At 59.7% G+C, this 13949-nt stretch carries 14 protein-coding genes; 11 read left to right on the top strand and 3 right to left on the bottom strand.

What is annotated here, in order from left to right; translation table 11 throughout:
* Window positions 1–280: 280 nt before the first annotated feature.
* The 9 genes from ACP7BN_RS18165 to pdeM all read left to right on the top strand — a co-directional run bounded on the left by ACP7BN_RS18165 (window position 281) and on the right by pdeM (window position 10791).
* Window positions 281–1315, top strand: a complete 1035-nt coding sequence (locus ACP7BN_RS18165; RefSeq protein ID WP_426205507.1) for a ligase-associated DNA damage response exonuclease — start codon at window positions 281–283, stop codon at window positions 1313–1315.
* Window positions 1312–3000, top strand: a complete 1689-nt coding sequence (locus ACP7BN_RS18160) for an ATP-dependent DNA ligase (RefSeq protein WP_426205506.1) — start codon at window positions 1312–1314, stop codon at window positions 2998–3000. Before ACP7BN_RS18165 ends, ACP7BN_RS18160 begins: the two co-directional genes overlap by 4 nt.
* Before the next feature lie 391 nt (window positions 3001–3391).
* Entirely contained in the window at window positions 3392–4174 is a 783-nt protein-coding gene (locus ACP7BN_RS18155) for a transporter substrate-binding domain-containing protein (RefSeq protein ID WP_426205505.1), read from the top strand.
* Between the two features lie 56 nt (window positions 4175–4230).
* Window positions 4231–4959, top strand: a complete 729-nt coding sequence (locus ACP7BN_RS18150; RefSeq protein ID WP_426205504.1) for an ABC transporter permease — start codon at window positions 4231–4233, stop codon at window positions 4957–4959.
* The gene (locus tag ACP7BN_RS18145; RefSeq protein ID WP_426205503.1) at window positions 4956–5666 is read left to right on the top strand and encodes an ABC transporter permease; all 711 of its coding nucleotides are present in this window, start codon (window positions 4956–4958) and stop codon (window positions 5664–5666) included. Before ACP7BN_RS18150 ends, ACP7BN_RS18145 begins: the two co-directional genes overlap by 4 nt.
* A 26-nt stretch (window positions 5667–5692) precedes the next feature.
* Window positions 5693–6811 (top strand): succinylglutamate desuccinylase/aspartoacylase family protein, encoded by a 1119-nt coding sequence (locus ACP7BN_RS18140; RefSeq protein WP_426205502.1) that lies wholly within the window; start codon window positions 5693–5695, stop codon window positions 6809–6811.
* Between the two features lie 13 nt (window positions 6812–6824).
* On the top strand, window positions 6825–7589 hold the full coding sequence (locus ACP7BN_RS18135; RefSeq protein WP_420648237.1) for an ABC transporter ATP-binding protein: 765 nt from the start codon (window positions 6825–6827) through the stop codon (window positions 7587–7589).
* Between the two features lie 59 nt (window positions 7590–7648).
* Complete coding sequence (locus ACP7BN_RS18130; protein WP_426205501.1) at window positions 7649–10135, top strand: ligase-associated DNA damage response DEXH box helicase; 2487 nt, start codon at window positions 7649–7651, stop codon at window positions 10133–10135.
* Window positions 10135–10791 (top strand): ligase-associated DNA damage response endonuclease PdeM, encoded by a 657-nt coding sequence (gene pdeM / locus ACP7BN_RS18125; protein WP_426205500.1) that lies wholly within the window; start codon window positions 10135–10137, stop codon window positions 10789–10791. The genes ACP7BN_RS18130 and pdeM overlap by 1 nt, the downstream gene beginning before the upstream one ends.
* A gap of 46 nt (window positions 10792–10837) precedes the next feature.
* Here pdeM and ACP7BN_RS18120 read toward each other — a convergent pair whose 3' ends face one another.
* Entirely contained in the window at window positions 10838–11047 is a 210-nt protein-coding gene (locus ACP7BN_RS18120; RefSeq protein WP_212549564.1) for a hypothetical protein, read from the bottom strand.
* A gap of 107 nt (window positions 11048–11154) precedes the next feature.
* Window positions 11155–11721: a dCTP deaminase gene (gene dcd, locus ACP7BN_RS18115; protein WP_129390062.1), complete on the bottom strand. Its 567-nt coding sequence runs from the start codon at window positions 11719–11721 to the stop codon at window positions 11155–11157.
* Between the two features lie 355 nt (window positions 11722–12076).
* Between dcd and ACP7BN_RS18110 the strand changes: the two genes are divergently transcribed.
* Entirely contained in the window at window positions 12077–12286 is a 210-nt protein-coding gene (locus tag ACP7BN_RS18110; protein ID WP_002554837.1) for a cold-shock protein, read from the top strand.
* Between the two features lie 118 nt (window positions 12287–12404).
* Here the strand turns inward: ACP7BN_RS18110 and ACP7BN_RS18105 are convergent, their stop codons facing one another.
* On the bottom strand, window positions 12405–13412 hold the full coding sequence (locus ACP7BN_RS18105) for a DUF481 domain-containing protein (RefSeq protein WP_426205499.1): 1008 nt from the start codon (window positions 13410–13412) through the stop codon (window positions 12405–12407).
* Between the two features lie 165 nt (window positions 13413–13577).
* Between ACP7BN_RS18105 and ACP7BN_RS18100 the strand changes: the two genes are divergently transcribed.
* Window positions 13578–13931, top strand: a complete 354-nt coding sequence (locus ACP7BN_RS18100; protein WP_426205498.1) for an MGMT family protein — start codon at window positions 13578–13580, stop codon at window positions 13929–13931.
* Window positions 13932–13949: the final 18 nt, after the last annotated feature.

The raw sequence follows: 13949 nt of genomic DNA, 5'->3' as shown, positions 1-13949 counted from the left end.
TCACCCTAGCCCTCTCCCGGAGGGAGAGGGGACTGATTGGGGGTTGCTTGAGACTTACACCGACTTGAAAGAGATTTACCGAATCCATAATCGACTCGGTTTTTCAGGTCGATGTACCCCGCCAGACACCTCCGTCGGCCCCCTCTCCCTCCGGGAGAGGGCTGGGGTGAGGGCAACAATTTTCCCGCCAACAAAAATCTTAGATCCTCCCGCGAAATCCATAGAACTTCTGAGCCCGCCAAAACCTCATAGCTAACAAGCCCCCCCACCTGGTAAGGACATGGACCTTGTTATCGCGCGCCCCGAAGGTTTGTACTGTCCCGCAGGGGATTTCTACATTGATCCGTGGCGACCGGTCGAACGCTCGGTGATTACCCATGCCCACGGCGATCACGCCCGCACCGGTAACGAGCACTATCTGGCCGCCAGCCCCGGCGAAGGGATTCTGCGCGCGCGATTGGGCCAGGACATCAGCCTGCAAACCCTCGATTACGGCCAGCGCCTGACCCACCATGGCGTCACCCTGAGTTTTCACCCCGCCGGGCACGTGCTCGGTTCAGCCCAGGTGCGGCTGGAATATGGCGGCGAAGTCTGGGTCGCATCCGGTGATTACAAGATCGAACCCGACGGCACCTGCGCCCCGTTCGAACCGGTGCGCTGCCACACCTTCATCACCGAATCGACTTTCGGCCTGCCGATCTACCGCTGGCAGCCGCAAGCCCAAGTGTTTGCCGAGATTAATCAGTGGTGGGCGGAGAACATCGCGGCCGGCAAGGCCAGCGTGTTGTTCTGCTATTCCTTCGGCAAGGCCCAGCGGATTCTGCACGGCATCGACGAAACCCTTGGCCCGATTCTCAGCCATGGCGCGGTCGAACCGCTCAATCGCGTCTACCGCGAGGCCGGCGTGTATCTACCGCCGACGATCTACGCCGGGGACGTGCAGAAAAATGACCCAATGCTGCGCCAAGCCCTGGTCATCGCCCCGCCCTCGGCCGGTGGCAGCAGTTGGATGCGCCGCTTCGGCGAGTACAGCGACAGTTTTGCCAGCGGCTGGATGCGCCTGCGTGGCACGCGGCGTCGGCGCGGGGTGGATCGAGGTTTCGTACTGTCCGATCACGCCGACTGGCCCGGCCTCCTGTGGGCCATCGAACAGACTGGCGCTGAACGGGTGATGGTCACCCACGGTTCAATCGGCGTGCTGGTACGCCATCTGCGCGAACAAGGCCTGGACGCGCAAGGTTTCAACACCGAATACGGCGACGATGAAGAGGACAACATCAGCGCCGAACCCGCCGTCGCCGAGGTGCAGCCATGAAAGATTTCGCCGGGCTGTACGCCGAACTCGACGCCACCACGTCCAGCAACGCCAAACTGGCGGCCATGCAGGATTTTTTCGCCAAGGCTGCGCCGGAAGATGCGGCATGGGCTGTGTACTTTTTATCCGGCGGGCGGCCCCGGCAATTGGTGCCGGTGCGTATTTTGCGTGAGCTGGCGGTCGAGGTGTCGGGCCTGAGGCCGTGGCTGTTTGAGGAAAGTTACCAGTCTGTCGGCGATCTGGCGGAAACCATCTCGCTGGTGCTACCGGAAAATCCGCACAGCTCCGAGGCCGGGCTCGCCGAGTGGATCGAGCACAAACTCCTGCCGTTGCGCGGTGAAACCCCGGAGTACCTGGCGCGCCAGTTGCCAGCGCTGTGGGCGCAACTCGATCGGCCGAGCCTGATGCTGTGCATCAAATTGATAACCGGCAGCTTCCGTGTTGGCGTGTCGAAACTGCTGGTGACCCGCGCACTGGCGGCAATGGCCGGACTCGACAGCAAGCGTGTGGCGCAGCGGTTGGTGGGTTACACCGACCTCTCCAATCGGCCAAGCGCCGCCAGTTACCTGAAGCTGATCGCCCCCGAATCCAGTGATGAACACGCCCAGCGCGGCGGTCAGCCCTACCCGTTCTTCCTCGCCCATGGATTGTCGCAGCCTGTTGAACAGTTCGACGCGCTGCTCGGACCTCCCGGCAACTGGCAGATTGAATGGAAATGGGACGGTATTCGCGCGCAAGTGGTCAAGCGTGAGGGGCGGCTGTGGATCTGGTCGCGCGGTGAAGAACTGGTCACCGAACGTTTTCCCGAACTCGAAACGCTGGTGCACGGCTTGCCCGATGGCACGGTGATCGATGGCGAAATTGTGGTGTGGAAAAGCACTCACCCGACCACCGAAGATGCCTTCGACCCGCAATCGACGGAACCGCCAGCGGTGCAACCGTTCGCCCTGCTGCAACAGCGTATCGGCCGCAAAACCCTCGACAAGAAAATCCTCGAAGAAGTGCCAGTCGTTGTCCTCGCCTACGACTTGCTGGAATGGCAGGGCGAAGACTGGCGCAATCAGCCGCAGGTCAAACGCCGCGCGCAACTCGAGCAGGTGATTGCGCAGTGCAACAGCCCGGTGCTGATGCCCTCGCCGATCCTGACCGGCAGCGATTGGCTCGATCTGGCCAAACAACGTGAAGCCTCTCGGCGTCTGGGCGTTGAAGGCATGATGCTCAAGGCCCGCGACGCCATGTACGGCGTGGGCCGCACCAAGGACATGGGCGTGTGGTGGAAATGGAAGGTTGACCCGTTCAGCGTTGATGCGGTGTTGATCTACGCCCAGCGCGGTCACGGGCGCCGGGCCAGTTTGTACAGCGATTACACCTTTGCGGTGTGGGACGGCCCGCCGGATTCCAGTCAACGGGCGCTGGTGCCGTTCGCCAAAGCGTATTCGGGGCTGACTGACGCGGAAATGCGTCAGGTCGACAGCATCGTGCGCAAGACTACGGTGGAAAAATTCGGTCCGGTCAGCAGCGTAAAACCGAGTCTGGTGTTTGAGCTGGGGTTCGAGGGCATCGCGCTGTCACGCCGGCACAAGAGCGGGATCGCGGTGCGCTTCCCGCGCATGTTGCGCTGGCGCCAGGACAAGACCGTGGAAGAGGCTGACAGCCTGGCCACCCTGCAAGAACTCCTCGCCTGACCCACTTTCCAGGGACAGACAGAAAAACCCTGTGGCGAGGGAGCTTGTCGGATCGCCGCACCGTCCCGCTCGACGGCGCAGCAGTCGCAACTTCAGCACCCAGGTTTGTCTGAAGAAATGCGGGGGAGTGCTTCGCCCTCCAGCGGGAGCAAGCTCCCTCGCCACAAGAGCTGTCAGTGTCATAAATTCATACAGACCGAACCAACCTGGTGCAGCGTTTTGCGTGCGCCCGATTCCGTGCATTCCCCTCCCCACCGTCCTCTTCCCACGCCTTTTAAAACACTTGTTCGGGACTATGGTTCGGAAATTGCTACTTTCTATAAGTCGTAAGCGTTCCAGTAACAATAATTCTGCGCCACAAGCGCTCATATTGGTTCTTAGGGATTGAATAATGAAAAAAGCATTGCTGACTCTTTCTGCACTGGCGTTGTGCATGGCCGCGGGTTCCGCGTTGGCCAAGGAGTACAAAGAACTGCGTTTTGGCGTTGATCCTTCGTATGCACCATTCGAGTCGAAAGCGGCGGATGGCAGCCTGGTGGGCTTCGACATTGATCTGGGCAACGCGATCTGCGCCGAGCTGAAGGTCAAGTGCAAGTGGGTCGAAAGTGACTTCGACGGCATGATTCCGGGCCTCAAGGCCAACAAATTCGACGGCGTGATCTCGTCGATGACCGTGACTCCGGCCCGCGAGAAAGTCATCGACTTCTCTGCTGAGCTGTTCTCCGGCCCGACCGCTTACGTGTTCAAGAAGGGCTCCGGACTGAGCGAAGACGTCGCGTCCCTCAAAGGCAAAACCGTCGGTTACGAGCAAGGCACCATTCAGGAAGCCTACGCCAAAGCCGTACTGGACAAGGCCGGTGTGAAAACCCAGGCCTATCAGAACCAGGATCAGGTGTATTCCGACCTGACTTCCGGGCGTCTCGATGCCGCGATCCAGGACATGCTGCAAGCTGAACTGGGGTTCTTGAAGTCGCCTAAAGGCGAAGGCTACGAAGTCAGCAAACCGGTCGACAGCGAACTGCTGCCAGCCAAAACGGCTATCGGTATCAAGAAAGGTAACACCGAGCTGAAAGCGCTTTTGGATAAAGGTATCAAAGCGTTACACGACGACGGCAAATACGCCGAGATTCAAAAGAAACACTTTGGCGATCTGAATCTGTACAGCGGCAAATAATGCGCCGGCGCCCATCCTTGATGGGCGCCTTTTTCATTCGGTCAGGTTGCTGATTTATGTTCGAAAACCTCTTACAAAATCTGGGGCTCTCCGCGTTCAGTCTTCAGGGCTTCGGCCCGCTGCTGTTGCAGGGCACCTGGATGACTATCAAATTATCGGCGTTGTCGCTGCTGGTGGCCGTGCTGCTCGGCCTGATCGGCGCCAGTGCCAAGCTGTCAAAAGTCAAACTCGTACGTCTGCCGGCGCAGCTGTACACCACGCTGATTCGCGGCGTGCCGGATCTGGTGCTAATGCTGCTGATCTTCTACAGCCTGCAAACCTGGCTGACGACGCTCACCGACTACATGGAATGGGAATACATCGAGATTGACCCGTTCAGCGCCGGGGTACTGACCCTGGGCTTCATCTATGGTGCGTACTTCACCGAGACGTTTCGCGGCGCGATCCTCGCGGTGCCACGCGGTCAGGTCGAAGCCGCCACGGCTTACGGCCTCAAGCGCGGTCAGCGTTTTCGCTATGTGGTGTTCCCGCAAATGATGCGCTTCGCCCTGCCGGGCATCGGCAATAACTGGATGGTGATGCTCAAAGCCACCGCGCTGGTGTCGATCATCGGCCTAGCTGATCTGGTCAAAGCCGCGCAGGACGCCGGTAAGAGCACCTATCAACTGTTCTACTTTCTGGTGATCGCCGCGTTGATCTACCTGTTGATCACCAGCGCTTCCAACTTCATCCTGCGCTGGCTCGAACGCCGCTACGCTGCCGGCGCGCGGGAGGCCGTACGATGATCGAACTTCTGCAGGAATACTGGAAAGCCTTCCTTTATACCGACGGCCAGAACATCACCGGGCTGGCGATGACGATGTGGCTGCTCAGCGCCTCGATTTTCATCGGTTTCCTCGTGTCGATCCCGCTATCGATTGCTCGCGTCTCGCCGAATTTCTACATTCGCTGGCCAGTGCAGTTCTACACCTACCTGTTCCGTGGCACGCCGCTGTATATCCAGCTGCTGATTTGCTACACCGGGATCTACAGCCTCGCCGCCGTACGCGCGCAACCGCTGCTCGACAGTTTCTTTCGCGATGCGATGAACTGCACGATCCTCGCCTTCGCCCTCAACACTTGCGCCTACACCACGGAGATTTTCGCCGGGGCGATTCGCAGCATGAACCACGGCGAAGTCGAAGCGGCCAAAGCCTACGGTCTGACCGGCTGGAAGCTGTACGCCTACGTAATCATGCCCTCGGCCCTGCGCCGTTCGCTGCCGTACTACAGCAACGAAGTGATTCTGATGCTGCATTCGACCACCGTGGCCTTCACCGCGACCGTTCCGGACATTCTGAAAGTTGCGCGGGACGCTAACTCGGCGACCTTCCTGACGTTCCAGTCGTTCGGCATCGCCGCGTTGATTTACCTGACCATCACCTTTGCGCTGGTCGGCCTGTTCCGCCTCGCCGAACGCCGCTGGCTGGCCTTCCTCGGGCCGACCCACTAAGACTTTTCCGTTTCGGGAAACAACAAATGCGCCACCAGATACACGACCTGCTGGCCCCGCTGCCGGGGACCGCACGCCAGATCCACAGTTTCCATTTCGGCCCGGACAAGGCCAAAGGCAAGATCTACATCCAGTCCTCGCTGCACGCCGACGAACTGCCCGGCATGCTCGTGGCCTGGCACCTCAAGCAGCGGCTGGCGGAGCTGGAAGCCGCCGGCCGTCTGCGCAGCGAAATCGTACTGGTGCCAGTGGCCAATCCGGTCGGCCTCGAACAAGTGCTGATGGACGTGCCGCTGGGTCGCTATGAACTGGAGAGCGGGCAGAATTTCAATCGCTGGTTCGTCGATCTCAGCGAAGAAATCGGCAACCAGATCGAAGGCCGGCTCGGCGATGACCCGCAGCACAACCTCGAACTGATCCGCGCCAGCCTGCGCGACGCCCTCGCCCGGCAATCGCCCGCCACGCAGTTGCAATCTCAGCGCCTGACCCTGCAACGGATGGCCTGCGATGCGGACATGGTGCTGGATTTGCACTGCGATTTTGAATCCATCGTTCACCTGTACACCACGCCCGAAGCGTGGCCGCAGGTCGAGCCGCTGGCGCGTTATATCGGATCGCAGGCGAGCCTGTTGGCCACTGATTCCGGTGGTCAGTCGTTTGATGAATGCTTCACGCTGCTCTGGTGGCAATTGAGGGAGCGCTTTGGCGAACAGTTCGAGATTCCGCTTGGCAGTTTCTCCGTCACCGTCGAGTTGCGCGGTCAGGGTGACGTCAGCCATCCGCTGGCCAGCCGCGACTGTCAGGCGCTGATCGACTACCTGATCCAGTTCGACGCGATCGTGGGCGAAACCAAACCGCAGCCGCCGCTACCCTTCCCCGCCACGCCGCTGGCCGGGGTCGAACCGGTGGTTACACCGGTCGGCGGGCTGCTGGTGTACAGCGTCACCCCCGGCGAATACCTGAAGGCCGGGCAGCAGATTGCCGAGGTCATCGATCCGATCAGTGATCGGATCACGCCCATCCATTGCACCACTGCCGGTCTGCTCTATGCCCGCTCACTGCGGCGCATGGCCACCGCCGGCATGGTGATCGCCCACGTCGCGGGCGCTGAAGCCTATCGCAGCGGCTACCTACTTTCGCCTTGAGGATGTCTGTCCCATGTACAAACTGACCGTTGAAGGCCTGCACAAAAGCTATGGCGACCATCAAGTGCTCAAAGGCGTCTCGCTCAAGGCCAGGACCGGCGACGTGATCAGCCTGATCGGCGCCAGCGGCTCGGGCAAAAGCACGTTTTTACGCTGCATCAACTTTCTCGAACAACCCAACGACGGCGCCATGAGCCTTGATGGCAAGGCAATCCGCATGGTCAACGACCGCCACGGCATGCACGTCGCCGACGCCGATGAACTGCAACGCCTGCGCACGCGGCTGGCGATGGTGTTCCAGCATTTCAATCTGTGGAGCCACATGACCGTGCTGGAAAACATCACCATGGCCCCGCGTCGGGTGCTGGGTTGCAGCAAGCAGGAAGCTGATGACCGTGCGCGGCGTTATCTGGACAAAGTAGGGTTGCCGGCGCGCGTGGCGGATCAGTATCCGGCGTTTCTGTCTGGCGGCCAGCAGCAACGGGTTGCCATCGCACGAGCATTGGCGATGGAGCCTGAGGTGATGCTGTTCGACGAACCGACTTCGGCGCTCGACCCGGAACTGGTGGGCGAAGTGCTGAAGGTGATTCAGGGTCTGGCCGAGGAAGGCCGAACCATGATCATGGTCACCCACGAGATGAGTTTTGCGCGCAAGGTGTCCAGCCAGGTGTTGTTTCTCCATCAAGGGCTGGTGGAAGAAGAAGGCGCGCCGGAAGATGTGCTGGGCAATCCGCAGAGCGAACGTCTCAAGCAATTCCTCAGCGGCAATCTCAAGTAAAACTAAACCTATGCCGGCGCGGTCACTGAAGGAACACGTTCAGAGCGCATACCGCCGGCATGGGAACCTCCACCGACTTCGCCAGACTCTGGTTCAACGCCCGCGGCTGGAAACCATTCGCCTTTCAGAAACAGGTGTGGGCGGCGGTTAAACGCGGCGAATCCGGATTGCTGCACGCCAGCACCGGCGCCGGTAAAACCTATGCGGTATGGTTTGCCGCGCTGAATCGCTTTGCCCGTCTACGCGCGCCAGTAGAAACCACGCGCAAGCGCAAACCGCTTGCTGAACCGCTGACAGTGCTGTGGATTACGCCGATGCGCGCCCTCGCTGCCGACACTGCGCGTGCGTTGCAGGCGCCGCTGGACGATCTGCAAATCCCCTGGAGCGTCGGCTTGCGCACTGGTGACACCGGCAGCAGCGAACGCGCGCGGCAAAACCGCCGGCCGCCGACCACGCTGATCACCACCCCGGAAAGCCTGACCCTGATGCTCGCCCGCGCCGACGCGCAAACTGCGCTGGCGACCCTGCGCATGGTCGTGGTCGATGAATGGCATGAACTGCTCGGCAACAAACGCGGCGTGCAACTGCAACTCGCACTCGCACGGCTGCGGCGCTGGAATCCCGAACTGATCGTCTGGGGCGTATCCGCCACCCTCGGAAATCAATCCCACGCCGAAGAAGTGCTGATCCCACAGGGTGGCGGCGTGAGTATTCAGGGCCAAAGCGAAAAAACGCTCGCGGTCGATACGCTGCTCCCACCCGCTACCGAGCGTTTTCCCTGGGCCGGACACATCGGCCTGAAGATGTTGCCGCAAGTGGTCGCCGAACTTGACGCCTGCGCCAGCAGCCTGGTGTTCACCAACACGCGGGCGCAATCGGAGATCTGGTATCAGGCCTTGCTAGAGGCACGGCCGGACTGGGCCGGATTGATTGCCTTGCATCACAGCTCGCTGGCGCGCGACACCCGCGACTGGGTTGAGCAGGCACTGAAGAATGGCCAATTGAAAGCCGTGGTGTGCACGTCGAGTCTGGATCTGGGGGTGGATTTCCTGCCGGTCGAACGCGTGCTGCAAATCGGCTCGGCCAAAGGCGTCGCCCGTTTGATGCAGCGTGCCGGCCGTTCTGGCCACGCTCCCGGACGCACGTCGCGGGTGACATTGGTGCCGACGCACAGCCTGGAATTGATCGAAGCCGCAGCAGCCAAGGACGCCGTAGCCCAGCGACGGATCGAACCGCGCCAGTCGCCGCACAAACCACTGGATGTGCTGGTGCAGCATCTGGTGAGCATGGCGCTTGGCGGTGGGTTTCTGCCCGATGAGCTGTACGAAGAAGTCCGTGGCGCTTGGGCATATCGCGAACTGAGCCTTGCCGATTGGGCGTGGGCGCTGGCTTTCGTACGTCACGGCGGGATGTCTCTGACGGCGTATCCGGATTACCGAAGGGTCGAGCCGGATGAGCATGGCGTCTGGCGCGTACCCGACGCACGCTTGGCGCGGCGCCATCGGATGGGCATCGGCACCATCGTCAGCGATGCGAGCATTCAGCTGAAATTCTGGAGCAAGGGCGGTGGTGGCAAGCAGTTGGGCAGTGTCGAGGAAGGCTTTATCGCGCGGCTCAAACCGGGGGACGGTTTCTTGTTCGCGGGACGCTTGCTGGAACTGGTGCGGGTAGAAAACATGACGGCATACGTCAAACGCAGCACCGCGAAAAAAGCTGCGGTGCCGCGCTGGAATGGCGGGCGCATGCCGCTCTCCAATGAACTCGCCGAAGCGGTGGTCGAGCGTTTCAGTGCCGCTGAGCAGGGCCAGTTTATTGGCCCGGAGATGCAGGCGTTGCGCCCATTACTGGAAACCCAGGCGCGCTGGTCCGGCCTGCCGACCCGCGACAACTTGCTGGCCGAGGTGCTGAAATCCCGCGAAGGCTGGCATCTTTTTATCTACCCGTTTGCCGGTCGCCAAGTGCATTTGGGGCTGGCCAGCCTGCTGGCGTGGCGCGTCAGTCAACGACAGCCCGTTACGTTCTCGATTGCGGTCAACGATTACGGACTCGAATTACTCAGCGCCACGCCCGTCGACTGGTCGCAGCACCTCGACGCCGCACTGCTCAGCCCCGAGAATTTATTGCGCGACGTGCTGGCCAGCCTCAATGCGGGTGAACTCGCATTGCGGCGCTTTCGGGAAATCGCACGGATCGCCGGGCTGGTGTTCGCCGGCTATCCCGGTGCGCCGAAAAGCACCCGACAAGTGCAGGCCTCCAGCGGTCTGTTTTTCGAAGTGTTCAAACAATACGACGCCGACAACCTGTTGCTGGCGCAGGCCGGGGAAGAAGTCCTGCGCGAAGAACTGGATATTCGTCGACTGGAACAGACATTGGAGCGCATCAACCGGATGAAACTCGACCTGCACCTGATCAAACGTCCTACACCGCTCGGCTTTCCGTTGCTGGTGGAGCGCATGCGCGAAAGCATGAGTTCGGAAAAACTTGCTGACCGCATCAGGCGCATGGTCGGCGATCTGGAAAAAACTGCCGACAGCGGTAAATCCTGATGGATGCGCCCTATCCAGTGCGCCTCGCGGGCGAGGAACTGTGGCTGCTGCCGGAGAAAGCCATGTATTGGCCGGCTCAGCAGGCGTTGCTGATTGCCGATGTGCATTTTGGCAAAGCCGCGGCCTATCGCAGCCTCGGTCAACCGGTGCCGCATGGCACCACGGCCAGTAACGTTGAAGTGATCGAGCGGATGCTGGCGAAACTGCCGTGTCGGCAACTGATTTTCCTTGGCGATTTCCTGCACGGCCCGGGTTCGCATGCCGCCGGGACCTTGCAGACGCTGGCACAGTGGCGCGCTCGCCATGCGGATCTGCCGATGACGCTGATTCGCGGCAACCACGACAAACGCGCGGGCGATCCACCGGGTTCGCTGAACATCCGGGTGGTGCCGGAGCCGCTGCTGCTCGGGCCGTTCGCCTTGCAACACGAACCGGATGCGCATCCTGAGCGGCATGTGCTGGCGGGCCATGTGCATCCGGTCTATCGCCTGCACGGCAAAGGTCGGCAAAGTCTGCGCCTGGCGTGTTTCAGATTGGGTGAGCGGATCAGCTTGCTGCCGGCGTTCGGTGCGTTTACTGGCGGCTATCAGGTTGATCGGGATGACAGTTGCAGGATTTTCGTCATCGGTGATAACGAAATATGGCCCGTGAGTTGAAATGTTGTTCAGACTTCAACTCACGGGCCATGCATGAATGTGCGGATCAGGCGACAGGCGCGGGTGGCGGCTCGTCCGGCAACGTCGGTTCGCCAGGTTCGGTCGGCTGCTCGTTTGGGGTATCGGGATCAGGCTGACCAGGAATACCGCCGGCCATGCTGATGGGCGGGTGCGCCAACAGGGACCAGGCCAGAACGCCAATCTGATTGGGCTCAAGCCTTGCGAGTTCGGCAGTGATATGCGGATCGATCTTCATGTAGCACTCCTCGGCGAAGGCCCGTTTTGCCAGAAACAAAAACGGGCAGTACACCCCATAGAGTGTCTGCCCGCCAAAGAATTCCCGACATCCGCCGGATGGACGACTCAGGTACGCGGCAGTGTTACGCCACGCTGGCCCTGGTACTTGCCGCCACGGTCCTTGTAGGAAACTTCGCATTCCTCATCGGATTCGAGGAAAAGCATCTGCGCCACGCCTTCGTTGGCGTAGATCTTCGCCGGCAGGTTGGTGGTGTTGGAGAACTCCAGCGTCACATGACCTTCCCACTCAGGCTCGAGCGGCGTCACGTTGACGATAATGCCGCAGCGCGCGTAGGTGCTTTTACCCAGGCAGATGGTCAGAACGTTCCGTGGAATACGGAAGTATTCGACGGTGCTGGCCAGCGCAAAGGAATTCGGCGGGATGATGCAGACGTCACTGTGGACGTCGACGAAGCTGCCCGGGTCGAAATTTTTCGGGTCGACGATGGACGAGTTGATGTTGGTGAACACCTTGAAGTGGTTAGTGCAACGCACATCGTAGCCGTAGCTCGACACACCGTAGGAGATCACGCGGTTGTCGTCGTTGCCACGCACCTGGCGCTCAACGAACGGTTCGATCATGCCGTGTTCCTGCGCCATGCGGCGAATCCACTTGTCCGATTTGATGCTCATGGCGGGTGTCCTGAATAACGAGGTGGAGAAAAAATCTGTCCGGCATCTTACCGGGCGCGCCGCCGCGTTCAAAGTCCGTCGAGCAATTCTCGCCGAACTCCCCGGAAATACGGGGCGTGGCGACGATCCGCGGAACCGCTGATCCTTAAATTCAAGAAACCTTTGCAAGAAACATTGGCACGTTACGAAAAACCGGTTAAGGTGGCGTCACTGTGTTGCTTGTGTCACTGAGAATCTCTACACGATATGTTGAATTTCGATCCAACCATCTACAAGAATTTTTCCTGCTCTTTGCACTCAGTCTCGGCCAGGGCACTTCCTGCGTCGCAGTTATCTTTGTTCAAGGAGTTACACCATGTCTAATCGCCAAACCGGTACCGTTAAGTGGTTCAACGATGAAAAAGGCTTCGGCTTCATCACTCCACAATCCGGTGACGACCTGTTCGTTCACTTCAAAGCTATCCAATCCGACGGCTTCAAAAGCCTGAAAGAAGGCCAACAGGTTTCTTTCATCGCTACCCGCGGTCAGAAAGGCATGCAAGCTGAGGAAGTACAAGTTATCTAACTTGTAGCTTCTTTAGTAAAAAGCCCCGCCCTCAAAAGCGGGGCTTTTTTGTGGGCGTGTGTTTTGTGCGCGCAAAAAAAATCGCAGCCGCAATGGCTGCGATTTTTCGTAGGCGGTGTTACCAGGCTACGCCAAACCCTGCGGTGTAACGGGTCTTGTTCAAATCCGCATCGTTGGTACCACTGATGATGTCACGCTCAGCCTTGAGGTTGAGCGACGCCCAGTCAGTGACCTTGTAGCGCAGGCCCATCTCGGCATCCAGTGCGTAATCGGCCACACCGGAAAGCGGCTTGCCCACTTCGCCGTTGGTGAAGAATTCGACTTTCTTGCCGATCAGGTAACGGTTGTAATCCCATTTCATAGCGATCGAATAGAAGTTGTCTTTGGCGCCGTCGCGATACTGATAGTCGGTGCGGTTGAACAGCGAGCCAAGAGAGAACGCGCCCAACTCATCATCCCAGAACTGGTAGCCCGGACCGGTACCCACCACACGCTGACGGGCCAGTTCTTCGATGTGATCGCGCTTGTAATTCACACGACCCTGCCAGAACCACTGATCCGTCAGGAAGCGATCGAGGGAATACTCGGCGCGCCAATTGTCAGTGGTGGTCACGTCATCCTGCACTTCGCGGTTGTATTCGCCTTCAGCGATGTGACGCCAGCGGCCGTGACGCGCAGTAGTCTTGAAGCCGACGTCATAGTCGTCGGTGTCTTTTTCGGCACGCTGATAATCCAGCGCCAGATCCACATTACCCTTCCACACCAGATCTTCGACGACAGGTTTAGGCTTGAGGATCTGCTGAATGCTCGCCAGCTCCACAGTCTTCGGCGCTTCGCCGTTGGCCAGGGTGACCTTGCCTTCTTCGGCGGCGCTCAGCGATTTGGCTTTCTCGCCACTGTAGGCGTCCTGCTTGACCAATAACTCCTGATCGCTTTCCAGGGTCTTGACCTCTTTCCAGTCAATCGAGACGGCGCCAGCGTACTTGGTCTGGATCAATAGTTTGCCGCCGTCGAAAACGGTAATTTTACCGCTCAGCTTGTCACCGTTCTTCAACCAGACAGTATCGGCAAGCAGGGGCGTGGACGCACTGAAGACAGCAAGGCACATCAAGGTTCTGGACAACATAAGCGAATCGAAGGCTCAAGATTGCGGAAAAAGTTCGGCATTATCCGTAGGAATAAGACCCTGACAAGGACTGACCCAACTATTTCTATTGAGTTCATTTCTCAATTGCGCAGCCACCGTTTACGCTAAAGCCTGTAAACGCGATCAAATTCAGGAACCGCGCCCGTGACCGAGCCACGCCAAGACCCACCAGACGAAGCGCAAATCCGACGCACGGCGCTCTACTCGACGCTGACCCAAGTGCCCGAAGGCAAAGTCGTCAGCTACGGTCAGTTGGCCGAACTGGCCGGATTGGGGCGCGCCGCCCGCTGGGTCGGCCGTACCCTGAGCCAGTTACCCGGCGATACCAAGCTGCCCTGGCACCGTGTTATCGGCGCCGGAGGCAAGATTAGCCTGCCGGTTGGCAGCCCGTCCGGGGACGAACAACGCGCGCGTTTGCGCACGGAAGGGATTACCGTCCAGAACAATCGTGTGGATATTCGGCGCCATGGCTGGCGCCCGGTAGAGCACAGCGGTTAGAGTGCGCGCTTTGTTTTC

Origin of the sequence: Pseudomonas sp. TWP3-1, from assembly GCF_049896625.1 — a bacterium.
Lineage (GTDB): Bacteria > Pseudomonadota > Gammaproteobacteria > Pseudomonadales > Pseudomonadaceae > Aquipseudomonas.
The sequence above is the reverse complement of the archived record's forward strand: the minus strand, read 5'-3'. Positions and strand labels throughout refer to the sequence as shown.